The 22,703-nt window shown below is 53.4% G+C and carries 37 protein-coding genes; 35 read left to right on the forward strand and 2 right to left on the reverse strand.

Translation table 11 applies throughout. The annotated features are described in order from the left end of the window. The first annotated feature begins 40 nt into the window (after positions 1-40). The gene (locus AB6T85_RS22535) at positions 41-454 is read left to right on the forward strand and encodes a hypothetical protein (protein ID WP_369896889.1); all 414 of its coding nucleotides are present in this window, start codon (positions 41-43) and stop codon (positions 452-454) included. After that, the gene (locus AB6T85_RS22540; protein WP_369896821.1) at positions 451-645 is read left to right on the forward strand and encodes a hypothetical protein; all 195 of its coding nucleotides are present in this window, start codon (positions 451-453) and stop codon (positions 643-645) included. The genes AB6T85_RS22535 and AB6T85_RS22540 overlap by 4 nt, the downstream gene beginning before the upstream one ends. A gap of 163 nt (positions 646-808) precedes the next feature. Here the strand turns inward: AB6T85_RS22540 and AB6T85_RS22545 are convergent, their stop codons facing one another. Continuing rightward, positions 809-1,354 carry a hypothetical protein gene (locus AB6T85_RS22545; RefSeq protein ID WP_369896822.1) on the reverse strand — a complete coding sequence of 182 codons (546 nt, stop codon included), beginning with the start codon at positions 1,352-1,354 and terminating at the stop codon, positions 809-811. A gap of 142 nt (positions 1,355-1,496) precedes the next feature. On the opposite strand from AB6T85_RS22545, the gene AB6T85_RS22550 reads away from it, so the two are divergent. From AB6T85_RS22550 to AB6T85_RS22690, 29 genes are all read left to right on the forward strand, one after another. Then, positions 1,497-1,922 (forward strand): hypothetical protein, encoded by a 426-nt coding sequence (locus AB6T85_RS22550; RefSeq protein WP_369896824.1) that lies wholly within the window; start codon positions 1,497-1,499, stop codon positions 1,920-1,922. A gap of 33 nt (positions 1,923-1,955) precedes the next feature. Next, positions 1,956-2,204: a helix-turn-helix domain-containing protein gene (locus AB6T85_RS22555; protein ID WP_369896825.1), complete on the forward strand. Its 249-nt coding sequence runs from the start codon at positions 1,956-1,958 to the stop codon at positions 2,202-2,204. Beyond that, entirely contained in the window at positions 2,197-2,784 is a 588-nt protein-coding gene (locus AB6T85_RS22560; protein ID WP_369896827.1) for a restriction endonuclease, read from the forward strand. Before AB6T85_RS22555 ends, AB6T85_RS22560 begins: the two co-directional genes overlap by 8 nt. Beyond that, positions 2,781-3,263, forward strand: a complete 483-nt coding sequence (locus AB6T85_RS22565; protein WP_369896829.1) for a hypothetical protein — start codon at positions 2,781-2,783, stop codon at positions 3,261-3,263. Before AB6T85_RS22560 ends, AB6T85_RS22565 begins: the two co-directional genes overlap by 4 nt. Continuing rightward, positions 3,260-3,478: a hypothetical protein gene (locus AB6T85_RS22570; RefSeq protein ID WP_369896831.1), complete on the forward strand. Its 219-nt coding sequence runs from the start codon at positions 3,260-3,262 to the stop codon at positions 3,476-3,478. Before AB6T85_RS22565 ends, AB6T85_RS22570 begins: the two co-directional genes overlap by 4 nt. A gap of 48 nt (positions 3,479-3,526) precedes the next feature. After that, positions 3,527-4,279, forward strand: coding sequence for a tyrosine-type recombinase/integrase (locus tag AB6T85_RS22575; RefSeq protein ID WP_369896832.1), 753 nt, complete (start codon positions 3,527-3,529; stop codon positions 4,277-4,279). A 229-nt stretch (positions 4,280-4,508) separates the two neighbouring features. Continuing rightward, positions 4,509-5,489, forward strand: a complete 981-nt coding sequence (locus AB6T85_RS22580) for a plasmid segregation protein ParM (protein WP_369896834.1) — start codon at positions 4,509-4,511, stop codon at positions 5,487-5,489. 2 nt (positions 5,490-5,491) lie between these two features. After that, positions 5,492-5,926, forward strand: a complete 435-nt coding sequence (locus tag AB6T85_RS22585; RefSeq protein WP_369896836.1) for a plasmid partitioning/stability family protein — start codon at positions 5,492-5,494, stop codon at positions 5,924-5,926. Between the two features lie 11 nt (positions 5,927-5,937). After that, positions 5,938-6,492, forward strand: a complete 555-nt coding sequence (locus AB6T85_RS22590; protein ID WP_502092373.1) for a phospholipase D family nuclease — start codon at positions 5,938-5,940, stop codon at positions 6,490-6,492. 375 nt (positions 6,493-6,867) lie between these two features. Continuing rightward, positions 6,868-7,113 carry a sugar ABC transporter substrate-binding protein gene (locus tag AB6T85_RS22595; RefSeq protein WP_369896838.1) on the forward strand — a complete coding sequence of 82 codons (246 nt, stop codon included), beginning with the start codon at positions 6,868-6,870 and terminating at the stop codon, positions 7,111-7,113. Beyond that, positions 7,106-7,579 (forward strand): hypothetical protein, encoded by a 474-nt coding sequence (locus AB6T85_RS22600; protein WP_369896840.1) that lies wholly within the window; start codon positions 7,106-7,108, stop codon positions 7,577-7,579. The genes AB6T85_RS22595 and AB6T85_RS22600 overlap by 8 nt, the downstream gene beginning before the upstream one ends. 25 nt (positions 7,580-7,604) lie before the next feature. After that, complete coding sequence (locus tag AB6T85_RS22605) at positions 7,605-8,063, forward strand: hypothetical protein (RefSeq protein WP_369896842.1); 459 nt, start codon at positions 7,605-7,607, stop codon at positions 8,061-8,063. Between the two features lie 147 nt (positions 8,064-8,210). Then, complete coding sequence (locus AB6T85_RS22610; RefSeq protein ID WP_369896844.1) at positions 8,211-8,600, forward strand: hypothetical protein; 390 nt, start codon at positions 8,211-8,213, stop codon at positions 8,598-8,600. A gap of 125 nt (positions 8,601-8,725) precedes the next feature. Next, positions 8,726-9,175, forward strand: a complete 450-nt coding sequence (locus AB6T85_RS22615) for a JAB domain-containing protein (RefSeq protein ID WP_369896846.1) — start codon at positions 8,726-8,728, stop codon at positions 9,173-9,175. 44 nt (positions 9,176-9,219) lie between these two features. After that, positions 9,220-9,486, forward strand: a complete 267-nt coding sequence (locus AB6T85_RS22620) for a helix-turn-helix domain-containing protein (RefSeq protein ID WP_369896848.1) — start codon at positions 9,220-9,222, stop codon at positions 9,484-9,486. Between the two features lie 62 nt (positions 9,487-9,548). After that, positions 9,549-10,832 carry a DGQHR domain-containing protein gene (locus AB6T85_RS22625; RefSeq protein ID WP_369896850.1) on the forward strand — a complete coding sequence of 428 codons (1,284 nt, stop codon included), beginning with the start codon at positions 9,549-9,551 and terminating at the stop codon, positions 10,830-10,832. 625 nt (positions 10,833-11,457) lie between these two features. Next, positions 11,458-11,637 carry a cobalamin biosynthesis protein CbiX gene (locus tag AB6T85_RS22630; protein ID WP_369896852.1) on the forward strand — a complete coding sequence of 60 codons (180 nt, stop codon included), beginning with the start codon at positions 11,458-11,460 and terminating at the stop codon, positions 11,635-11,637. A 72-nt stretch (positions 11,638-11,709) separates the two neighbouring features. After that, on the forward strand, positions 11,710-12,570 hold the full coding sequence (locus AB6T85_RS22635; protein WP_369896853.1) for a DUF4942 domain-containing protein: 861 nt from the start codon (positions 11,710-11,712) through the stop codon (positions 12,568-12,570). A 185-nt stretch (positions 12,571-12,755) separates the two neighbouring features. Next, entirely contained in the window at positions 12,756-13,094 is a 339-nt protein-coding gene (locus AB6T85_RS22640; protein ID WP_369896855.1) for a hypothetical protein, read from the forward strand. Positions 13,095-13,142: 48 nt separating this feature from the next. Next, positions 13,143-13,388 carry a hypothetical protein gene (locus tag AB6T85_RS22645; RefSeq protein ID WP_369896857.1) on the forward strand — a complete coding sequence of 82 codons (246 nt, stop codon included), beginning with the start codon at positions 13,143-13,145 and terminating at the stop codon, positions 13,386-13,388. A gap of 1 nt (position 13,389) precedes the next feature. Further along, positions 13,390-13,620, forward strand: coding sequence for an Hha/YmoA family nucleoid-associated regulatory protein (locus tag AB6T85_RS22650; RefSeq protein ID WP_369896859.1), 231 nt, complete (start codon positions 13,390-13,392; stop codon positions 13,618-13,620). 584 nt (positions 13,621-14,204) lie between these two features. Further along, a complete protein-coding gene (locus AB6T85_RS22655; protein ID WP_369896861.1) occupies positions 14,205-14,666 on the forward strand; it encodes a DUF1380 family protein in 462 nt (153 codons plus the stop codon). Further along, entirely contained in the window at positions 14,666-14,980 is a 315-nt protein-coding gene (locus AB6T85_RS22660; protein ID WP_369896863.1) for a hypothetical protein, read from the forward strand. Before AB6T85_RS22655 ends, AB6T85_RS22660 begins: the two co-directional genes overlap by 1 nt. A 193-nt stretch (positions 14,981-15,173) precedes the next feature. Next, positions 15,174-15,614, forward strand: coding sequence for an antirestriction protein (locus AB6T85_RS22665; protein WP_369896866.1), 441 nt, complete (start codon positions 15,174-15,176; stop codon positions 15,612-15,614). 44 nt (positions 15,615-15,658) lie between these two features. After that, entirely contained in the window at positions 15,659-15,940 is a 282-nt protein-coding gene (locus AB6T85_RS22670; protein WP_369896867.1) for a hypothetical protein, read from the forward strand. A 155-nt stretch (positions 15,941-16,095) separates the two neighbouring features. Beyond that, positions 16,096-16,314, forward strand: coding sequence for a hypothetical protein (locus tag AB6T85_RS22675; protein WP_369896870.1), 219 nt, complete (start codon positions 16,096-16,098; stop codon positions 16,312-16,314). 73 nt (positions 16,315-16,387) lie between these two features. Then, positions 16,388-16,831: a single-stranded DNA-binding protein gene (locus tag AB6T85_RS22680; RefSeq protein WP_369896872.1), complete on the forward strand. Its 444-nt coding sequence runs from the start codon at positions 16,388-16,390 to the stop codon at positions 16,829-16,831. Between the two features lie 45 nt (positions 16,832-16,876). Next, positions 16,877-17,188: a DUF5983 family protein gene (locus AB6T85_RS22685; protein ID WP_369896874.1), complete on the forward strand. Its 312-nt coding sequence runs from the start codon at positions 16,877-16,879 to the stop codon at positions 17,186-17,188. 131 nt (positions 17,189-17,319) lie between these two features. Then, positions 17,320-17,856: a hypothetical protein gene (locus AB6T85_RS22690; RefSeq protein ID WP_369896876.1), complete on the forward strand. Its 537-nt coding sequence runs from the start codon at positions 17,320-17,322 to the stop codon at positions 17,854-17,856. Positions 17,857-18,356: 500 nt separating this feature from the next. Here AB6T85_RS22690 and AB6T85_RS22695 read toward each other — a convergent pair whose 3' ends face one another. Further along, positions 18,357-18,725: a MobC gene (locus tag AB6T85_RS22695; protein WP_369896878.1), complete on the reverse strand. Its 369-nt coding sequence runs from the start codon at positions 18,723-18,725 to the stop codon at positions 18,357-18,359. A 278-nt stretch (positions 18,726-19,003) separates the two neighbouring features. Between AB6T85_RS22695 and mobA the strand changes: the two genes are divergently transcribed. The 4 genes from mobA to AB6T85_RS22715 are packed head-to-tail and all read left to right on the forward strand — an operon-like array spanning position 19,004 to position 22,577. Then, positions 19,004-19,321, forward strand: coding sequence for a plasmid mobilization protein MobA (gene mobA / locus AB6T85_RS22700; protein ID WP_369896879.1), 318 nt, complete (start codon positions 19,004-19,006; stop codon positions 19,319-19,321). After that, positions 19,311-21,287: a TraI/MobA(P) family conjugative relaxase gene (traI, locus tag AB6T85_RS22705; protein ID WP_369896881.1), complete on the forward strand. Its 1,977-nt coding sequence runs from the start codon at positions 19,311-19,313 to the stop codon at positions 21,285-21,287. The genes mobA and traI overlap by 11 nt, the downstream gene beginning before the upstream one ends. Before the next feature lie 13 nt (positions 21,288-21,300). Further along, entirely contained in the window at positions 21,301-21,801 is a 501-nt protein-coding gene (locus AB6T85_RS22710; protein WP_369896883.1) for a DotD/TraH family lipoprotein, read from the forward strand. Next, complete coding sequence (locus AB6T85_RS22715) at positions 21,798-22,577, forward strand: type IV secretory system conjugative DNA transfer family protein (protein WP_369896885.1); 780 nt, start codon at positions 21,798-21,800, stop codon at positions 22,575-22,577. Before AB6T85_RS22710 ends, AB6T85_RS22715 begins: the two co-directional genes overlap by 4 nt. Positions 22,578-22,703 lie beyond the last annotated feature (126 nt).

Consider the following 22,703-nt stretch of genomic DNA (forward strand, 5'->3'; position numbering starts at 1 on the left):
GTCACGTTTTGGCGGATAATAACTGCAGGAGAAGAGTGTGATGACTGAACAGCGCGTACTGCTGGGCGCAGAGCATCCGGAAGCGGGTATGCTGTATCTGGAGGTGATCCCGGACAGTGAAGTTGGCTATGCGGATATCTATCAGATAACCGGCAGCCTGTACGGCAACTTTCTGGTCAGCATGGCACCGGACTGGCGACTGCATGAACCCACCTTTGACGGCAGGCCGTGGGATGAGTGGGTGATCCGTCAACACCTGTCACGCATTGACTGGTATTCAAACGACGAGATCCAGGAAATATGTCAGAAGCACGGTCTGTCCTGTTCTGATCTGGAGCGCTGGGGTGAAGACGCGGGGCGCTGGAAGGACGTACCGGTAATGGTCGGGCGTGAGGAGGACAGCATACCCTTTGCACTTCTCTCAGGGCATATAAGCGGTGAGGAGAAGATATGAGTAAGAAGCCTCGTTATATTGTCATGATCAAAGGAGGCAAGACCCTTTATCGTGGAGATAGTCGCTTATTTGCCTGGGCGATATGGCTGGTTAACCGCCGTCATAAGGCGATGGCCTATGACTGCGGAGTCTGGGTTGTCGAGCCTGCTTACTGGATTAGCGTTCAAAGCAACCATGACTGTCACGATTAAGCGAGAGCAGCATTCATTTTCAGACATAAAAGGCGTCCAGCTTCTGAAGAAGGACACCTTTCAATTATGGACGTTTTAACGACTTAATTTTTCGGAGTGAACGAACAATTAAACGTTAACCCCTGTCAATTTAAACCCCCGGTAAGCGCGATGCAGTTCGGTATCAGAAATCGCCGCCGGTGGTTGAGTTCAGGGCCCTGAAAAGGGTGTCATGCGCGCTTTCCAGCAGGCGTCCGGGCAGGCGGAAGTCATTCACGCGGTAAGTCTGCCCGCTGCGCGTGGTCACGCTAAGATAATACTGGTCTTCAAACTGCATTCCCGCGCCGATGTACTCAATGGCCGCAACGTCGATCCAGATAAGGTTATTTCCCTCAGCATTCTCGAAAGGCTCAATACGGCCTTTAAGCCACCTGTGCGGCTTTCCCGGCACGCACTTAACCGTGATACCCGTCTTGTAACGGCGCGATCTGGCCACAAACGCGGCAATCTGGTCCTCATTCAGCGTCTGCGCCGGGTCCAGCTCGCTGAAGGATTCGGGGCTGAAGTTATACTGCAGCTCTTCAAACAGCTGGCCATAAACGGATTCATCATCCAGTGTGTCTCCGTTCTTTTTAAGAGAATCCCCCCAGATTTTTTCCATCTCTTTTTTCAGCGTCTGCGTGATCGTATCGAACTCGCCAGAATGCTCGTCGTAGTACTTGATATCCATCGTCTCTCCGTTCTGTCAGCGAAATATAAGCCCGATAAATGTATTATAAAATTGTTCATATCTGAACATTTTTAACGTATATTTTTTTCAAGAGGGTACGCTATTCTGGCGTGTCCGGAAGCAGTTAACAGACGAGGCGGATATGAAAAAATCACTGATGGCCGGCATCCTGCTGGTTATGGCGCAGGGGGCATACGCGCAGAATGACAATCAGGAGATGCAGCAGATGCTGACCGAAGCAGGCGTGCAGGGCCTGTGCAGTGCGCTCAGACAGTCGGTGCCGATAAATAACAGCGCACTCAGCCCGGCGGCGCCGGAAACCGGCGGGGGCGTTAAGCTCGGAACGGACGAACGGAAAAATCTGGTCAGCTGCGCCTACTTCGATGAGCAGCAGGCGCGCAAAGGGGCCGGGATGAAACCGGAATCCTTTGACACCTGGTCAGCACGTCACACCGCGCTGACAGATTATGAACTGCCTGATTCTGCCTGGCAGAGTGTCTATAAGGAATTTTCACTTCAGCTACGTCATCGCTATCCGGACAGCAAATTAACCGGGGAAAAAGGATGATAAACCATGTAACGCCTGCGGGAGAGTCCCGGATTGACCGGCTTTGACCTGATTCTGTGGCGCAGAGGGCTGAACTGGAACCAGGAGCGGGCAGCCTCGGAGCTCGGGATCAGCAGGACCAGCCTGGTCAAGTACGAGGACGGCGCGGCCGTGCCCCGTACCGTCCAGCTCGCCACCGTTGCCCTGACCCTGAAAGCCGAGTGGCCTGCCCTGAAAAACATGAATAAAGACAAACTGCTGCACCTGCTTAAGCATGAGGTGATGAGGACACGGGATGAATGACCCGCTGCACGCCGCAGGCTATCTGTTTGCTGCCGTTATTACCCTTTTCATCCTGTGGCGGGGTACGCGGCGACGCAACCGCCGGCATGAGCGCAAGCAGGCCAGCGCCGGCCGCGTGATTGACAGAATCAACGCCTTTCCGCATTTTGGGCAGAAGATTGCCTATCTGCGTAAAATTGACCCGTTTGTGTTCGAAGAGCTGCTGCTTGAGGGCTTCGAGCGGCGGGGCTTTAAGGTGATCCGAAACCGCCGCTATACCGGCGACGGCGGCATTGACGGACGGGTGATCATTGACGGCAGAACGTGGTTCATCCAGGCGAAGCGCTATGCCAGCTTTATTGCGGTTGGCCACGTCCGTGATTTCGACGCACTCCTGAACGAGGCCGGTGCTCATGGCTTCTTCTGCCATACCGGCAAAACGCGCGAGGGAACCAAATCGCTGATCCGGAGTAACAGCCGGATGGTGCTGATCAGCGGTCAGAAACTGCTTGATCTGATTGCCACCGATGCCCCGTTTGTACCTTATCCGGGCTACCGTCCGGCCCCTATGCAAACTGAGATCGAGAAGGAAACAACATGAGCCACAGAAGATTTATTACGGTGTTGCCGGTACTGCTGCTGACCGGCTGCGCCATGCTGCCGGGCCAGTCCGATTACGATCGCTTCTGCAGCGTATCGGGTCTGGCCAGCAGGGGTGAAACCTACCGCGTAACGTCCGGTCAGGATTTCTGGCTGACGCAGAACGGCCGCTATCTCAGTCAGGCGGAATACAGCAGCCCCACAGACACCTTCCAGAAGCTGACCGGCCTTGTCAGCGGGGAAGATTCCGACCAGGTGCGCAGCAGCGCCGTTAAAGTCAGGGTGTTCCGCGTTGACAGCGAAAGCGCTGACAAGGGGGCCTGCCTGCCGGTCCGCTACGATGACAAGGACGCACGCCGGAAAATGGATTCACTGCGTAACGGTCGCCGCATGATGGTGTACAGTGAGGATGCGGGCCAGTCGGGCCAGCAGATTTACAACAACAGCCGGGGTGCCGGCTTCAGCTACAGGTTGCTATGAGTGGATTAAAAGGTCACCGCATCAGTGCAGACATGTTCGCCGACATGCTGAAGCTGCCGGCAGGTCAGCTGGTCTTTGCCGCAAGGCATGGCCAGCCGCTTCGTGGGCTCACGCTTCCGGCTTTCGCCATTGCCGGCGGTAAGAGCTGGAACTCAACGACAACCACGCGCAGTATGACGTTCGATATGCAGGAAGCCATCGATTTCAGTGACTAATATCATAAAAATCAGGGCAGTAAACCCTGATCAGCGGATTTTAAAAAATTGACTACTTTCCCCCTGCAGATCTCCCAGAATTCACGTAGCGACGCCATCAGCGCCGATCGCGTGACCTATGCCTACTTTGATTACGCTGACGCGCTGGCACTGCGGGAAATGGCGGCCCAGGCCGATCTGCCCCGATACCTGCTCGCCCCGGAGGTTTCCGCCTTTCTTCGCTACGTGCCTGACCTGCGCCAGCAGGTGCTGTTTGACACGCTCTGGAACACCGGCGCCAGAATAAACGAAGCGCTGGCGCTCACAGGCGGCAGCTTTCAGCTTGATGGCAGCCGGCCGTTCGTGCGGCTGAAGACGCTGAAGCAGCGGCAGCGCGGCCGCGGTCGTCCGGGCAAGGACGACGCCGTTTTCCGGGTGGTTCCGCTGACCGATCCTCACTACGTCCGCAAGGTGCGGGAGTTTATGACGACGTTCCGCATCGGCCGTCAGCAGGCGCTGTGGCCCGTGCTCAGCGATAACACCCCGCGTAACTGGATCAGGAAGGCCGTGGAGCTCGCAGAAAGTGACTCTGTCACTTTTAGTATTCCCATCAGCTGCCATACCTTCCGTCACAGCTTCTGCATGCACCTGGTCCAGCACGGTGTGCCGCTTAAGGTTATCCAGGCGTATGCCGGACACACACGCCTGGAGAGCACGGAGAAGTATACCCGCGTGTTTGCCCTCGACGTCGGGCGTCAGTTCGGCGTGCGCTTCAGCGTACCCGACGATTTCCAGCCCCTTCCTGACAAGCGCCAGATTTAGTCATCATAAATCCCTTTTGATTCGTTATTAATCTAAATTATTTCTATATTCATCCGAAAAGCCGGCTGCCGGACCGATCTGTGACGTGTTTTATCCTCTTTTTTTCTATATTAATCTAAATTAAATCACTTTCGTGTCTTTACACGCGGATCGGCTTACGCAATAATCCATATGTGTCTTATGTTTTTCCTGATTGATTCTTTTTTTTTCTAACAACGTGAGGTTCAGAATGCGCATTTTTGTTGACGACGGCTCGACCAACATCAAACTGGCATGGTCAGAAAACGGTACGGTGAAGACGCTGATCAGTCCGAACAGCTTCAAGCCCGAGTGGTCCATGAAGCTGCCGGGGATTTCCGGTGCGGGCGTCGGTGCCTCTGAGAATTATGAAATCGACGGCGAGAAATACAGCTTTGACCAGCTGAGTCCGGATGCCGTGCGCACGACGGAAATCCGCTATCAGTACAGTGACGTTAACGTTGTGGCCATCCATCATGCGCTGATGCAGTCCGGGCTGACGCCGCAGCCGATCGATATCGTGGTGACGCTGCCGCTGAGCGAGTATCTGGACGAACACGACCAGCCGAATCTGGCGAATATCGAACGCAAGAAAGCCAACGTGAAGCGCCCGGTCAGCGTGCAGGGCCAGGAGAGCTTCACCGTGCGTAAAGTCAGCGTGCTGCCGGAATCCGTGCCCGCCGGCTTTGACGTTCTGAAAGAGCTGAACGAGCTCGAATCGCTGCTTATCGTGGATATCGGGGGAACCACGCTCGATATTTCCCACGTCCGCAGCAAAATGTCAGGCTTCGTTAAAACCTCGTGCGATCCTAAAACGGGCGTGTCCATCATCACCGAAGCCGTCAAGCACGCGCTGGATACCAGCGTCAGCACCCGTACCAGCTCCTATGTAGCCGACCGGCTTATCCAGGCGCGCAACGACAGCGAGTTTCTGGCCAGCTACCTGCAGAATGCCGATCAGCGCGCGCAGGTACTGCAGGTGATGCAGGAACGAGAAAAGACCCTGACCAACCGCGTCATCAAAGAGGTCGGCCGTTTCTCCGGCTTCACGCACGTTATGGTGGTCGGCGGTGGTGCCGGCATCGTGGCGGAGGCCGTAAAAGCGGCAACCGGCGTGGGCGAAGGACGTTTCTTTGTAAGTGAAAACCCGCAGTTCGATCTGGTGCTGGGTATGGTGGCAATGAAGGGCTGATCATGACTGATAACCGCAAGTGCTCATTTTACATCTACCCGGATCGCAACGCTGCGGACCGGGTGGCTGACGGACTTCTTGAAAAGCTGCCGCAGAAAGAGCGCGGCCGGGCCATGCGCGCCATGATGCTCTGTGGCGCGGCGCTGATGAAGCAGGATGAACGTCTGCCGTTCCTGATCGCCGAATTCATGACGGACAGGACCTCGATGCAGGACATTCAGCGCATTATCAGCAGCACGCTGCCACAGCAGGAGCAGGATGATATAAACCGGCTGGCGGAGCTGCTTCGTCAGGCCACGGGCGGCAATGCCAGTGCGGTACAGCTGCTGCAGCTGCAGCCGGGCAGCGGGGGCGTTGCGACTGCGACGCCGGCCGAAGACAGCAACGGGGAAGAAACCCGGCGTAACAGCCAGAATATGTTCCCGGACGACGACTGAAGGAGCCGCCAGTGAGATACGTTCTGTTAGTTGCAGCGATGCTGGCCACGAACGTCATGGCCAGCCCGGTCGCGGAGCCGGGCAGTTCCCCCGACCCGGCGCTGAGCGGCGTTGAGGTTCAGACCGGGTTTTCGCCCGGCGGAACCGCACTGCGCCTGGTACTGGATTCCATTCAGGGTGCCCGGCATGAGGTCCTGGTTGCGGCCTACAGCCTGACCAGCCGCCCTGTCGCCGGCGCACTGCGCGCCGCTAAGGAGCGGGGCGTCACGGTCGCGGTTGTGGCCGATCGCAAGGCCAACGATAACCGCTACACGGCCGTCAACTTTCTGGCCAACAATGGCGTACCGGTGCGCATAAACGACCGCTACGAGGCGATGCACAATAAGTTTCTGGTCATCGATCGCAGCATTCTGGTGACGGGTTCGTTCAACTACAGCGCCAGCGCAGACAGCCGCAATGCTGAAAACGTCGTGAGGATCAGCGGTGCTCCGGACGTGGCCGGCGCCTACGTGAAAGAGTTTTCCAGGCTGTGGCAGGAAAGCCGGGACGTGGCACCACGGTACTGATCGGGCCGCCTGATAAATCGTGGCCACGAAGTAATACAGCTTGATTGATATGGCTCATTCGCCGTATAATTAAGCACAATCAACGGTAGCGCCCCGAATGGCGAAGGAGTGAACCCCATGCAATTTTTTCCCCTGTTAATTTCCCGTGCCGGTCAGCCGGCGCCCGCTGCTGCAGACGGTTTACACCGTCACAACCTGCGTGCTTTCAGGCGTATCATCACGCAAAGACCGTCTTATATACCCAGCTGCCGCGCGGGAGTCAGGCAGGAGAAAACGGACCGGCCACCGGGTTTGCCCCGCGGCAGCTGGTTGATGTATTGCAGCCGGGATTTCTGCCCACCGGGCGTAACGGGGCGCGTTGATCCGGATAACCGTATGAAACAGGTTTATTACAACGAGGGCTGGCGTTCCGCCAGCAAGTACACGTTTGAGGTCTATCAGCTGGAGAACGGTACTTATCAGGCGCTGGTCCGTAAGTGGAACGGCAAAATTAACAAGGTGATGCAGGAGAGCCAGTTTCTGTCCGAGACGCGCGAAGCGCTCAGGCACCATGACTATCCGCGCACCCGCCAGGTGCAAATTTTTCTGAATTCTGACTTCTGGGAGAAAGGCGATGATTAAGGTGGTCAGCGTGGTTCCGCAACCGGAGACGGTGAAGGCGATCCGCGAAAAAACCGGCATGACTGAAACTGCGCTGGGTGCGGTTATGGGGTACGAGCTTCGCGCGTGGCAGCGTAAGGAAGCCATCAGTGACGATCTCAGCCAGTACAATAAAACCAGCCTGCGTCCGGGCGAGTACAACATGCTGATGCTCATTGCTGGCGTGCATCCGCACTACCGCCTGGATAAAGCATTCACCCCGGAGGATATTGTCAGGACGCCCGCCACGGCCGCTGACGTGCGACGGCTGCGCATGGCGCTGGGCCTGAAACATGCCGAAATTGCCACGCTCTTCGGCTACAAGCCGGCGTCCTGGCAGACCAAAGAGAAGCCCGCTCAGCGCGGCGTCAAGCTCAAGACCGGGGAGTACAATTTTCTGCTCCTGCTGGCAGGTGAGCACCCGTCACTGCATCTCACTGAAAAGTAAAATTAACCTGCGAAGAGGTCAGAACATGCTGGATTACATCGACAGGGAGAATCTGATGCGTGACCGCAGCTCATACCCAGGCCGGCCGCCCGCCCTGAAACGCTTTTTCGCGCTGTTTGCGCTGGCCTGCGCGCCTGCCGTCCTGACAGCCTGCGACCTTGCTGACTATTTTCCTGATGCACCCCAGCCTGTTTCCGTGATCTCGCCAGGCTATCAGGTGCGCATCGACGGGCAGGCGGTGCCGGTGTCGGGATTTGATAAATGCCCGCCTTCAGGCGGCGACACAGAGCACGCCACGCAGACCGATGCAGGGCGCTGCATCGTCCTGGCAGAGGGGCGTAAAACGGTCAGGGTGAGTCTGCACCGGCCGGGCGGTTCCGTCACTGAAACCTGGCAGATCATCCGGGCCAGAGACGCACATAAACGCGAAATCACCCGGCTGCAGCGTCCGGATGGCCAGTTCGTGATGGCTGCGAACCCCTGACTTGCACGTCAGCCGAGTCCCTGACGCTTCCTGCAGCACGCTGAGGGGCTGCAGCGTAAGCCTGTAGGAGATTGTACCTACAGGCTGAAAATGGCGATGAGAGCGTGCTGAGCGCCTTCAACGTCACCGACTGAAGAGGAAACAACGATGCGATACCTGATACTGTCATGCGGCTTTTGTGCTCTGTACATGATTATGATGGAGCAGATGGCGCCTGAGAAAACGGGCTCAGCTCTCTACTATGCGGGATTGGGATGCTGTTCGCTGATTGCGCTGGTGATAACCTGGAACGATAAAAGTGACGGCTTTGACGGGTTGATAGGGGCAGTGATGACCGCCCTGATCCCACTGGCCGGGATAGCCCTGATAGTGTACGGCGCCGGATCGAAGCTGGGCTATTTCGGGATCGGTGCGGACACCGGAGACTTTGTTAATAACAGTTCTGAACAGCTGGCCACACTGAGTCTGGTTCTGGGACTCATGCTGATACTTATCAGCGCTATCCGGATCTGGATGAACCACATACACAAAAGATGAAGTCCATAAGAGCCCGTTTAAGCGGGCTTTTTTTTATTTATAACTGTGTTTACATATAGGACAAAATGTCCTAATATATATTTGTGGCCGGGCAAGGTGCTCAGGTCCCCTACCGAGGGAAATATATGAAATTTTCAGCAGAAGAACTCAGCATCATTCGCCAGGCAGATGCCATTATTGCCGGCAAAATTACCACAACGGATTTTATCACCGGTGCCGATGCCGCGCGTTCCTTACTGCGATTTCGTCTTGTTGCAGAACCAGGCGAATCATTCTGTATGTTCTTTCTGAATAACCAGAACGGTGTGATTGCATTTGAAGAGCTGTTTAAGGGAACCATCAGCAGCGTCACCGTGCATCCCCGTATCGTCCTGCAGCGCGTTCTGCATCACAATGCCGCCGCCGTGGTCATGGCGCATAACCATCCTTCCGGTTTCACTAACCCCAGTCAGGCTGACAAGCTGATCACTGAACGTCTTGCGCAGGTGCTGGGGATGATTGATGTCAGGGTCCTCGATCACCTGATTGTGGGCAGCCGCGATATTTACTCTTTTGCTGAACATGGTCTGATTTGACAACCGCGGCCGCACGGTGGTGTGGCCTGCTCTGGAGCCTTGCTATGGGCAATAAATATACCGTACCGCTTAACGTTGGCGCGATCCGCGAAAGTTGTTTCCGTCCCGCTGATAAATGGACCCCGCCGACAGGGGAAGAGCTCCGCTATCTGCTGGAAAATGTGCTCAACCTGAGTCAGGAAGGGCTGGCGAGATATGTTGGTGTTAACGGCAGAACGGTTCGCCGCTGGGTGAACGGAGACAGTGGCATCGCGTATTCCGTCTGGTGCGTCCTTTGCATCGATGCCGGCTTGCCGCCGATCTGGAAATAACAGGGCCAACACCGACGCGCAAATGTGCGTCCTGAGCGTATCGGATAAACGAAGGAATTATTATGAATGCTGATAACTATTTTTTCAGAGTGCCGGCCACACGCGGGATACAGGGCGGCACAGAACAATACATGCTGACGGTTCCTATGGTCGTGTTACGCCGTATTCTTGCGATGGATAATGATGGCGATGTTATGGACCGCAGCCAGCGAGAAGCGAACAAAACGCGGGCGAAAAAAATACGGAATTATGTTGCTGGCGCGACGTCTTCACGGGCCCCCTACATATTGCCGTCAATTACCGGAAACATTGACAGTCATGTTGAATTCCTCCCCAGCGAACTCTCGCCGGCAGTGGGTATTCTTAAGATTCCAATGGATGCAGATTTAAAATTATTCGATGGCCAGCACCGTGCCCTGGGTATTTTTGAATTTGTGCGCGACTATTCGAATACGGAAGATACGATCAGCTTATTGCTTACCGTTGGCTTGCCACTTGAATTACGCCAGCAGTTTTTCGCGGATATTAATAACAATGCCAGTAAACCGGCAGCGGCGATCAGCATGGCATATAACAACAACGATCCGGTTAACCAGCTGGCAATGCATCTGGCCCGCTCCGTCACCGGGCTGGCGGGTACCGTGGATTTCGAACACAACGTGGTCCCTGCGAAAAGTTCACGGCTTATCAGCTTTAAGGCGCTGAACGATGCGACGAAAAAAATGCTCCGCCTGCGGGTCAACAGCGTCCCTTCGCCGCAACAGCGTAATATGGCGGAAAGACTCTGGACAGCCTGGGCGCAGGCCATGCGCTGGAATGACATTGCCCAGGATGATATTGCCGCGGAGTACCGTCAGGAGGCGCTTGGCCTGCATGGCATTATGATTAATGCGATGGGTATGGCGACGGCCAGAATGCTGCAACACAGAACGTGTGAAAGCATCGAGAAACTTCTGGCCTGTGCTGAAAGCGGTGACAACGGTTTTCATTATCGGGAGTCGTTTGTACCTGAGTGCTGGGAAGGGATGTGTGTTGATCCGGTAACCGGCACGATTAAAACTGACCGGCGGGCGCTTGAGGCCACAGCCGAAGCGCTGCAAAAGCTGATAGATCCGTTCGCGGATGTGATGTGGCTGCGCGCGTATCTGCCAGCTGAAGAAGCGAGTGATACGGCATTACTGAAATATGCGGCCGACATCGAAAATTGTAAGCTGCACTCTGCTGTACCGATGACAGACATTGTGGAGAAGCTGACATCGCTGGCCACCGGGGAACCGCAGTACAGGAGGGCGGTACTGGCTTCCGGTGAAGGGCTGAGCCAGTTTTTGGCCGGAACTCAGGGCTGACGCGACACGCTGATCAGGCGGGGTAATACGGGGATAGAGCAGTATTGCCCTGAAATGCGCTGTACGGCTCTGTAAATGCGTTTCCGGAAAAGCCGTACCCTTTGTTGCCTTTATCATAATAACGCTCCCAGAATCCTGTTCTGACCTTTTCTGACGCGATTCCGGCCTGGCGTCAGCCAGTTAACCTTTTCTGGCACTCACAGAACGTATCATCCCTGTTTATTTCTGGCCAGTTGACGACGTTTTCTGACAGGCCTGCAGAAATAAAACACTTCGGGGCCCCCTTCGGCTCCTGCCCGTCGGGCAGTCGTCAGCCACACTCCGCTAGCACGGCCAGCCGTGCAGCTCCGCCGAACCCCCTGCGGGGTTTCGGGCTATCGCTAGTGTCTGAGGTCTGGATTAATGGTTACAGGGGGCTGAAACTCTTTCACTATCTGCCTGTATCTCGGCCGCGACCGGAAAAAGCAAAATTTACAGGGGAAAGAGTCTTGAAAATAAGTAACAAAATCAGAGAAATAAATTGAATAGTACTTGCCTACTACGGCTCGTTAGACGTATAATGATCGCATCCAAAGGCAGTCCGGCCTTTGGCGGTAGCGTCCCGACCGGCGCAGGAGTTACCCCCATGACCAGATCACAAACCCCCTCACAGTTCAAAGCAGAACTGGAATCACAGAAAGATTTGCTGCTGAAAGCGTGCCTGCACGCCCTGAATGAAATCCCTGACACCCGTCTGAGCGGGCCTTTTCCGTCAACCTACGCGCTGGCCGCGCAGCTCGACAGGCTGATCCAGAGCAGCAAGTAAACCGCACGGGCTGGCATAGTCAGCCCGATTTCAGTATTAACGGCAGCGCCCCGACCTGGCGCAGGAGTCAACATGTCAGAGAAAAAAAACGTCCCATCCGTCGATATTTTCAGCCGCCAGCAAAGCACCGACGCTATCCCGTCCACCGCCATTGAACACATTATCTCACTTCGGAACGAAGGCATCCGGGTTTACATGGCGGGCATTGAGCAGCTATGCAGGGCACGCGATCTGATGCAGATGGCCGGGAAAGATTCGTACCTTTTCGACTTTGAAAAATCCGTTGAAAGCGCACTCCGCTGGAGCGATAAAGGCACCAGTCAGGCAGAAACCGCTATCGGGCGCGTCATTGACGGCAAAATCTGGGATCGCCTGATGTCAGAAACAGGCATGTACACGCTAATGAGCAACAAGCAGCGGAGTGAATGGGATAAACAGATTGCCGGTAAGGATATGCCTGAAATTACGCTCGACAACGTGCTGAACACGTTCCGCCAGCTTAACGCCAGCAAAGGCGACACGTTCACACAGGGGCTTATCGACATTTTTAGATCCCTTTCGTGGGATTACAAAACAAATAATCCCTGCATGTTTGGCAAGCGCGTGATCATTTCGCCACTGCTCGACGTGCACCGGGGCGGCTGGATCACCTTTTCATCTGACGGACATACGAAAATAGACGATCTGGCGCGCCCGTTTTATGTGCTTGAAGGGCGCAACGTGCCGGATTACCGCGTATCTGACGGAGCCAGACTGGATGAGTTTTTCAAGGCCAACCAGTTCAACGGCGAAGTATTTGAGTGTGATTACTTCACTGTGCGCTACTTCAAAAAGGGTAGCGGGCACATCACGTTCACACGTCCGGATCTGGTTGATGAGATTAACAACCTGGTTGCCCGGCACTATCCGGGGATGCTGCCACCGCGCGTCTGACTCAGAGCACAGGCCGCCCCGGCGGCCTGAAAATTAACAGGGAAAGGAAATAATCCGGGCCTGAAATATCGCGCCCGGACGTTAAATAGTGCTTGCTCTATATGGCTCATTAGTCGTATAATTATCACATCGGAAGGCAATCGGTCTTCCGCGGTAGCGCCCCGACTGGCGCAGGAGTGATAATTATGACTATCCAGTCCCTTCAGTTTCGTAACGGTGCCGTTTCGCTCGGCAGTATTTTTGTCTCAAGCTGGGGCTATGAGCAGACCAACACCTATTTCTACCAGGTAACGGCTCTGCGTGGCAAGAAAACAGCCGTCCTTCGCCGTATTGCCGCGCAGCAGGTGAAAGCCGACAGTTCTATGTCAGGCGAATTAAAGCCGGTTCCTGACGACTTTAAAGGCGAGCCGATCACCCGACGCATCCGGGATGAGTACGAAAGCCCCTCTGTTTTTATCGAAAGTTTCGAACGGGCAATCATCACCGACCCATCTGAAAGCCATTTCTACAGCTCCTGGGGCTGATCATCCATTACGCCCCCCCCTGGGGGCGTAACACCGGAGACTTATTCGATGAAAACAAAGATAATCACCACGAAAGATCATGCGTCAGACACTAAAACGCTGCTGCTGTGCAGCGGCATCCCGGTAACAGAACGACCGCTTGATGACAGGGAGCATCCGACCGGCGACTACTGCAACCGCCCTGTACAGGTTGAACAGGAAATTATCGCGGTGTGGGCTGAGCATGTTGAAGGTAATGGCGGTGCATTTGTGCGCCTGATGTGCCTGGCGCTTGATAAAACGGAAAAGGAATAACATGGCTGAAACTGATTTTCAGGCGAGGCGGCGTTACTATCTGCTGCGCTTTCGCCGCAGCCGCAGCGCGGACACGCTGGAAAAAATGTATGAATCCATGCGCGATCGCGGTCAGGTTCCGCCGGAGGACAGAGACGCCTTTGATTCTGCTGCCGACCACCGGCGTGCAGAACTCGCGTCCGGGAAGCTGTGGGATAAGATCCCGCCGCACATCTGGCAGTATGTAAAATAAAGACAGCGCCCCAATTGGGGCGTTTTTTATGCTTGCTAACATGGCTCGTTAGACGTATAATAAACCCACTGATGACGAAATCAGTACCTTCCTAACCAGCCTTACAGGTGCTCTATGACCTCTTCTGAAATCCTCCACAATCTTCCCCAGATTATCACCGCCGTCGCAACCCTGATCACCGCCGTGACCGGCCTGATTAAAGTGATGAAGGATAAAGGTAAGGACTGAACCCGCGCAGGGGGCGAAAGCCCCCTGACCTCAACCACGGTAGCGCCCCGACCTGGCGCAGGAGCTTTAAAGTGATCCCTGATCTCATTCCTTCCCGTTCTGTCTCAGACGATGACCTGTGCGCGTTCTGCGTGCATCTTGACTACCACCCGGGCGAACTCAGCGCGTGCCGCCTCGCCGGATGCGGGCGGGACGACTGGCCGTCTGTCCTGAACAGTGACGGGTATTGCATCGCGTGCCCGCGCTTTAAACATGAAAAAGAGCTTGTAAAGTATGGCTCGTTAGACGTATAATTATCACATCCAGAAGCAGCCTGTTTCTGGCGGCAGCGCCCCGACTGGCGCAGGAGATATACCATGCACGGCAACGTAAACGACATATGCGCCCGACTGCTGGATCAGTTCGATCCTTCCACCCCCCTGAGCATTCTCATCTGGACGACAGACGACGTTCACGACAGCACCCCTGATATGTGCCTGACATATCAGGAAGCGGAATCCGTACTGGCAGAAATCAGCGAATGCCGCTCTCACCATCAGTATGGCGTCGGACGTGACACCATCTGGAGCCTGGCGAAGCAGCTGCGCGAGGACGCCGCGCGGGAGCGCAAAGTAACCGTATCTGCCGGGCCATTACAGGAGGTGCTGAAGCTGGCCGCAGAGTTTCTCAGACTGGAAGACATTCAGGGCGGGGAAGATGCCGCAAAGCGACTCTATGCGGACGAGTCAGAGGCGTTTCGCTCTGTCAGTGAAACGCTCGAAAAACTGACGCGGCCTGACACCGGGATAGAAAACTGCCGGTTGCAGGAGCGTGCGTAATGACACATCAGGATGCTTACTTTGACACGCTGGCCCGCATCGAGAAAGGCGAATGGGATTTTGGCTGTACTGATGAAGACAACGAGGTACGGGCCACCAAAGCGGCTAAGGCGCTGGCACACTTCGCGCGCCTTAACGAGCAGGACGGCGACGGGTGCCCGGTATCAGAAATCATCGTGGATTTTCTGGCTGATCTGATGCACTTGGGCGAGGTGATACATTTCCGGGTGCTCGATGCGGAAAGTGCGGTGATCCCCCTGGTGCGCATCGCCGCCGTTCACTTTAACGCTGAGATAAACGAGCCGCAGGAATAATCGCATTAGGGGCAGCATGCTGCCCCTTTGCCAGGGAAAAAATTAACAGGGGAAAGAGAGGGTTGCAGCCAAAAAAACACTGCGTAAAGGCAAAAACAGCTTGCTGTATATGGCTCATTAGACGTATAATTATCACATCCAGAAGCAACCTGCTTCTGGCGGTAGCGCCCCGACTGGCGCAGGAGTCAAGAAAATGTCTGATGAAACTATTCAGTTCCCCATCACCGCCCGCACTATCCCTGATAACCGCCGCATGGCGTTTCTGCCGCGCCTGTTTGGTGCCTGGTATCTCACCGCTGAGGCGAGCGTGTACAACCACGCCCGCACCATGTGTGCGGGTTACGTAGGCGGCTCATGGGAGTTCGTAGAGCTGTCCTGCGGCAGCGGCTTTCTGTACCCGCTGAGTGCCGAACGTTTCATGCTATCCGTAAGCGGAAACTGGTTCGAGGGCGAGCTGAGTGCCGAAGCAACCGGCATCGTGCTGACCCTGTTCACGCTGAATCATCTTATCTGGCACGCCCACGACGAAGGCTATGCGCACATCTGCAACATGCTGATCACGCAGCAGGAAAGGCTGAAGCTGTACGCTGACCAGCACCCGGAGGCCGGTCTGATATATCGCGCCATTGACTAACCAAACGGCCCCCGTACAGGGGGCCAGAATCAGCAGGGGGAAAAATGCAATCTCAGACCGACGCTCGCGCGTACAGCACTGTACTTGTGACCGAAATTAACGGCGTGCGGGCAGTACACTTCTGCGCACATGAAAAATTAAGCGGCAGCGACTGCGATTTATGGTTTCCGCTGGCCGCAGATGCGGAGCTGTTCGGAGCGCTGGAAGCGATCATGTGTATTAACCGCGCTGCTGCTAACGTGGTTTCGCTGGAGTTCCTGCGGGAAAACGGCCCGTGTAAGGACTATCGGATCGTCTACAACAGGCCAGGCATCAAAGAAGACTGACGAAAACAGTAACTAAATTTGTTCATATCTGAACAAAAAAAGATGTGATAAAAAGGATTTCTCACTTGTTAGTATGGCTCGTTAGTCGTATAATTATCACATCCAAAGGCAGTCCGGCCTTTGGCGGTAGCGCCCCGCATGGCGAAGGAAAGAACATGAAAGAAGCTGACCAGAAAAAACTTAACGCGGTAATGGGTATCGCAGATTATCTGGGTGTAAAAAGCCAGATTGAGGTAATCGAATACTCCGCAGAATCCATTCAGGTTGAGTGGCGAAACCCGAAAACAAACCAGCTGATTCATCGCGGTTATACCTTCGAAAATTACTTTGTAAAAGACTTCGAAAAGGCACTTAAATCCAGCGTGAGATTCTGAAAAAAAGAGGGGGAATAGCCCCCTCTTTTTCCCCGCCTGCTACACGGGCGATCATGAAAATGAGAGGTGAAAAATGTTCAAGCGTGGAGAAAACAAAGTCATCCTTATGGGGCGCGCGGGCAAAGATGCCGAGCTTCGTTATACCCCTAACGGAACGGCCATTGCGAGCCTGACGCTGGCTACTGAAATCAGCTATAAGGACAACGATGATCGTGAGAAAAAAGAAACGGAATGGCACGATATTGTCATATTCGGAAAAAAGGCGGAAGCCGCCGGAAAGTATTTCAAAAAAGGTATGATGCTGTATTTCGTCGGTCGCATCCGTAACAACAAGTGGGAAGGTAACGACGGCGTGATGCGCAGCAATAAAGAGATCGTGATCGATAATGACGGTGAAATGCAGATGCTGCCGGGGTCGGCTCCGAAGCATACGAACGGACAGAATCAGAGCGGCAGCCATCAGCAGAACGAGCCGCCTTTCCCGGACGCCAGCGACTATCCCCAGGCGAAAGACTGATCGTAACCGGCCCGCTTTGCGGGCCAATCATGAACCGGAGTCGATATGCAGGTTAACGAACGTTATCACGTTGCTGTGATAAGCACGGGCCACATGACAGAAGATGATTCGCAGCGGCTATGGGAGGCATGGAAAAAGGCGGAAGCAGGGCGCGGAATTTTCTGGGTGCAGCAGACCGAATATGGCTGGCTCTTGCGTATTTCTGCTTCTGAAGGCTGGCGTGCTGAACTGCTCAACGTTCAGATAAGCCCTGGTACACTCGACAATATTGCGGCGCTGGAAGCCGCCGGATTTAGCTGGATATGGTTTGAGCGCGATGCAGACAGAGTGGACACGCTTGCCTGGCAGGAGTGGTAATAGCGGAGAAAAATGAAGCCCGTCAGAGGCTTTTTTTCTTGCTTTTAATGGCTCATTAGACGTATAATTAATTATGAGATTAATTATCTCAGTCCCTGAAAACGCAGTGTAAAAAACGTGGAGAGTGTTTTATGTCTACCTTATATCCCTATGAGGTTTATTCCCTGATCGTGTCAGAACTGATTTTACAGACTTTCAAAGATATAAGTGTCAGTTATCCAGGTAAAAATGAAATTAAGTCAAATTACGAAAAGGGCGTGAGTGTTATTCAGGTTGTTAACGGCGTCCGTGAAAATATGATTAATGCCGGAAACATCACCTGTGACGATGTACTGCTTCTGACCGAATGGGATGAGCACCGCATCATCGAGCAGCTGATAATTGATTACCGCCTGATTATGAATCGCGAGTACGAACTCAACCGCGTTCGCCAGCTGGTTGCGCCGGAGTTGCTTACACGCATGGAGAACTGGAAGGAGCAGAAGTATTCAGATTCAGCAAAAGAATTTGAGGTTACTTTTGAAACCGTCAATATCACTGGCGCAGAGATAATGTGTAAAGCCAGCATTACCGCCATCAGCTTATACGATGCTGCTTTTATTCTGGGGCAGCGTCATGCGAACGACAGTTTTATGGTAGTAGAGATAAAGGAGGTGAAAAATAAGTGAACGTTAAAAAAGGTGCCGGATTGCGTCAACAATCCGGCGAGGTTGGCAAATTAAAATGTGAGGTTCAACATGCCGTTAGAGATTATACACTATGCGGAAGATGTCGCAAATGGCGTCAGAAGAAAGGCGCTGCATATGAACGCAGCAGAATGGGAACACTTTGTTTTCTGGCTGCACGTTTACCAGCGGATAAGAGGCAGAAGTAAGTAAGGCATATGATGCACAGGGGGCGCTCCAAGCGCCCCTTTTTTTTATGCCCTTACCCGACTCTTTTCCCTGTAAATTTATCGGGATCGCAGCGAGATCATGCGTTAAATGCGTGCGGCATTGAGCGCTGCGAAGCAGCGGAACCGGAATAATTTTTCCGGCCAATGCGCATCCCGTCCTGTTTACAGGGCGGGTTACGCACATTGCTTAACTGACAGAGAAATTTTGCCCGGCCAGTGATGGCCGGGAGGAAAAACTAAAGAAGCCAGCCATCTGTAATAGCAGAGATAACGTTACACCTGCTGACTGGAAGAGTCACTCTGATGCTGGCCTGAAGGTGTGTCAGAACGTGCTGAATTAGCGTCAGAACGCGCCTGAGACTTACCAGAACCCGACGGACGACTTCTGCGAACCTTTCCGGATGAAATGTCTTTAATATCACGTAAGGTAACATCACTGAATCCTGCGTCGTTCAGGAACTTCAGTATTTCCTTATCATCATAACCTTTGGTCTCTTTCAGCGCTTTGATGTCAGATTTAAGCTCATCGAGAACGTGTTTTTTTTCCAGCCTCTGCGAGGTGATGTCAGGCAGCTCTGTAAGCACGTTTTTAAATCGTCCGACATCTTCACTGCTATAAAAAGCCTTTCGTTTTCCAGCCATCTCTAAACCTCATATATGGTCCGATATTTCCCGCCACTCAGATGTTAAAAGCAAGTGAGCTAACCCAATGATTTTACACTTCGCTGACCGATTATCAAATCAGCAGCGTTCTCGACCCGGCTTTTCTGGCCTTCAACACGCGCCGATGGTACAATCCATACTCTTGTTTAAAGACGGGACAAGATGTGTTTTTGGTACACCGCCGGCACGCCGGCAGTGACGCAAAAACGTCTTGGTCAGGGCAAGCCCCGACACCCCCAACCGGAGTTGGTTATCTGATGAGCCGCAGCGAATCCCGAAAAACAGATGCACAAATACATTTCCGCTGTACAGCAGAAATCAAAGAATCTTTGTCAGAAAAGGCACGAGAATCAGGGCTCAGCCTTAGTCAATATCTTATCAAATCCGGGCTTGGAAAGCGCATTCAATCAAAGGGTAATTACAACGCACTGGCTGCGCTTATTAAGATGACAGCCCTTCAAAAACACTTGTTTAATGAGGGGGAAGGTATGTTCAGTAAGGAGTACGCGGACATCATGATTGAACTCAAAAAAGCAGCCCAGCTCCTTCAGAAGGAGATTGACGGTGATACCTAAAATCATAGAGGGTCGCCGGGACAAAAAGTCCAGCTTTGGCCAGCTTATTAAGTACATGGCAGATAAGCCGTCTGAGGGATTGACTGATACCGTTCAGCCAACCCCTGAGACGACTACGGCCGTCGATTCCGATATGTTCGAAGGTCTGAACGCCTATCTGGTTCGCAAGCAAAAAGTGGTCAGTGAACCCGTTGATGTTGAGCCAGGCGTTCAGCGCGTCCGGATCGGAGACGTTACCTGTCAGTACAATACGTTTTCACTGGACGGCGCATCACTCGAAATGAGTTCTGTTTCTCAGCAAAACACCCGCTGTAAAGATCCGGTCATGCACTATGTGCTTTCCTGGCCCGATTATGAGAAACCGGAAGACGATCAGATTTTTGATTCCGTAAAGTTCACGCTTGCTTCAATGGGCATGAGTGAACATCAGTACGTTGCCGCTATTCACCGCGATACCGATAATCTGCACGTTCACGTTGCTGTGAACCGAATCAATCCGCAGACATACAAAGCGGCCTCTTCCAGCTTCACTAAAGATACGCTGCATCACGCCAGTCGCCTGCTGGAAATGAAACATGGCTGGACGCATTCTAACGGTGCTTATGTCGTTAATGAGCGGCAGCAGATTGTCCGTAACACTCAGAGCAAACAGGAACGCAGCCATTCACGTTCACTCGACCGCATCAACAAGATTGAAAACAAAGAGGGCGTTGAAACCCTTTACCGCTATATCGTTGGTGACGATAAGAAGCCGGGAAGCCGCCAGAATTTTATCCACGTATCTACCGGCCTGCGTGAAGCCAAAAGCTGGCAGGATATTCATCAGACGTTTTCTGATATTGGCCTGCGTGTAGAAAAAGCACAGGGTAAAAAGGGTTACGTGATAACCCACGAACATCAGAACAAGAAGACGGCCGTTAAAGCGAGCCTTGTTTTTAATAAAGCTCAGTACACGCTCAAGGCAATGGAAGAACGGTTTGGTGATTATCAGCCTTCACAGGTTGCTCCGGCCAAAGTGTCGGTATTTAAAACCGCATATACGCCTGGCGTTTATCGCCGTGATGCAAATAAACGCCTGCAGCGTAAAATTGAGCGTGCTGAAGAAAGGATGTTACTGAAAGGCCGCTATCGTGCCTACCGTAATAATCTCCCGGCCTATTCTCCGGATAAAAAATTTATCTCCGATGAATACCGTAAAATTGCTCAGCATACGCGACTGCTTAAACAAAACGTCCGCATGACGGTATCCGATCCTTATACCAGAAAGCTGATGTATAACCTTGCTGAATTTAAGCGCCTTCAGGCCGTGGCTAACCTGCGTCTTAACCTGCGTGAAGAACGCAACGGATTCCGGTCAGCCAACCCCCGCCTGTCATATCGTGAGTGGGTAGAGCAGGAGGCGCTTAAGGGCGATAAGGCTGCGCTGAGTCAGATGCGTGGATTTGCCTATTCTTCCAGGAAGAAGGAATCCTATAAGCAGAAGCTGGTCGAAGAGATTGGCTTCGTTAAGACTCAGAACGGCATTACCAGTCACGATCGGGATGACGTGGCCGTAATGGCTTCTTCCCGTCATGGGGTCAAGCCCCGGCTGCTCAAAGACGGCACCGTTATCTTTACGAAAGATGGCCAGCCTGTTGCTGCAGATCGTGGTCATGTAGTGCTCACCGAAAGTCACAGCGATGGAAAAGAGAAAACCGCCGATCTTGCAATTGCATTAACTCTCGCTGGTAAAGCCGAATCAGTCCGCGTAACCGGCGATGCCGAATTCAAGGAACTCTGCTGCGATCGCATTGCTGATGCTGCTGTTAAGCATTCACACCCTGTCGCACAGGGCATTACGTTTACTGATTCCAGCCAGCAGGCTTATGCTCAGGACGCGAAACATCGTTTGATTCATGAGCAAAATGATAGTAAAAATGAAATGCAAAACAGAAGTCAAAACGACGACAAATTCAAACCGAATTAAAAAGAGGTAGGAAATGAAAATGAAAATGCAAACGGCCCTCGCGGCCGTTTCTGTGTTGGTGCTTGCTGGTTGCAGTTCTCATAGTGCAAAAGAAAAAGAGATTTCTGCCCAGCAACTGGTTGATCAGGAAATACGAGAACAGGCCATTACCATAAAACTTGCTCAGGATGAGCTGTATCAGGCAGGCGCCATTAACCGCACGCGCTACAAATTTCCTACCGTCATCAATGCAAACAGTCAGTACGTGCGTGTGACCTGGCAGGGCGATGCCTATGAGCTGCTGGGACAGCTGGCCAAACAACGCGGCCTGCAGTTTACCAGCCAGGGCATCAAGCTCCCGCTGCCGCTGAATATCGACGTTGGCGGTTCGAAGGTTACGTTTGAACAGCTTCTTACCCTCATCCGTCAGCAGACGCAGTATCGTGCGACCATCAATCAGAAGCCTGGCGAACTGCAGCTGCTTTACCTGACCCCTTCCAATAAAAACACGTTCCTGCGGGGAGGCCGCTCATGAAACTTAAACTGATCGTGCTCGTCTCGCTTCCGTTGCTCACAGCGAACGTGGCGCGCGCGGACGACTCAGATCCTAAAGGCGTTGATTACTATATGAACCCGCCAAGCCAGAGTGAAGATCAAGGTGATGTGACGGGCAGTATGCTTAACGAAGCTGCACATACCATTGGCTTTCGCGGCGGCAAAGCTGAGCGTGCCAAAGAGATCCGTGCAGCACTTGAGAATCAGCGCTCAAACCTTGACTACATGTATTCCTTCCAGCCGCTGATTTCTACTGACGGGTATCTGCCGCCGGTGATTGCCGAAGCCAAAGATGTCGCGCATATCACCAATGACCAGATCCGAAGTGCAAACCGCGCCTATGACATTGTGGTGCCGGCGCGCTTTGTCAGTAATCCCCCGACCTGGAAAAGCTATCTCCTGACGGGCCTCATGGCGCAGCGCATTGAACTGCCCGAACCGGCCGCCATGCCTAAAGACGGCAAAGAGCGTGACATCTGGAAAAAGGCGGTTCAGCTGGGCTGGACTGACGGGCGTAAGAAAGCCGACGAGATTTTCACCTCCAACTTTAATCGCCTTACACGGGATTACACCGGCATGCTGCGTTACAGCACCCTGCTGCAGCAGGACATGATTAAGGCACCGGTCATTACGCAACAGCAGCAGACCGTCACCGGCGATAAAAACCGGCTTCTGCTGGGCGACAAAACTAAGCGCATGAAGCAACAGGCTGAGTTTGACGTCAATAAACGCAGCTGGAAGCCAACCGTGCGCTGAGGAACCGATCATGGAAGCATTTAATTTCGGTCCCACGCTTACTCCCGGAAAACTTGAAAGTTTTCTCGTTCACTGCTCCAACAACAGCGTCTCTGACATTCTTTTGCAGGGCGGAGACAGGATCTG

This window comes from Erwinia aeris (genome assembly GCF_041224955.1).
Classification (GTDB): domain Bacteria; phylum Pseudomonadota; class Gammaproteobacteria; order Enterobacterales; family Enterobacteriaceae; genus Erwinia; species Erwinia aeris.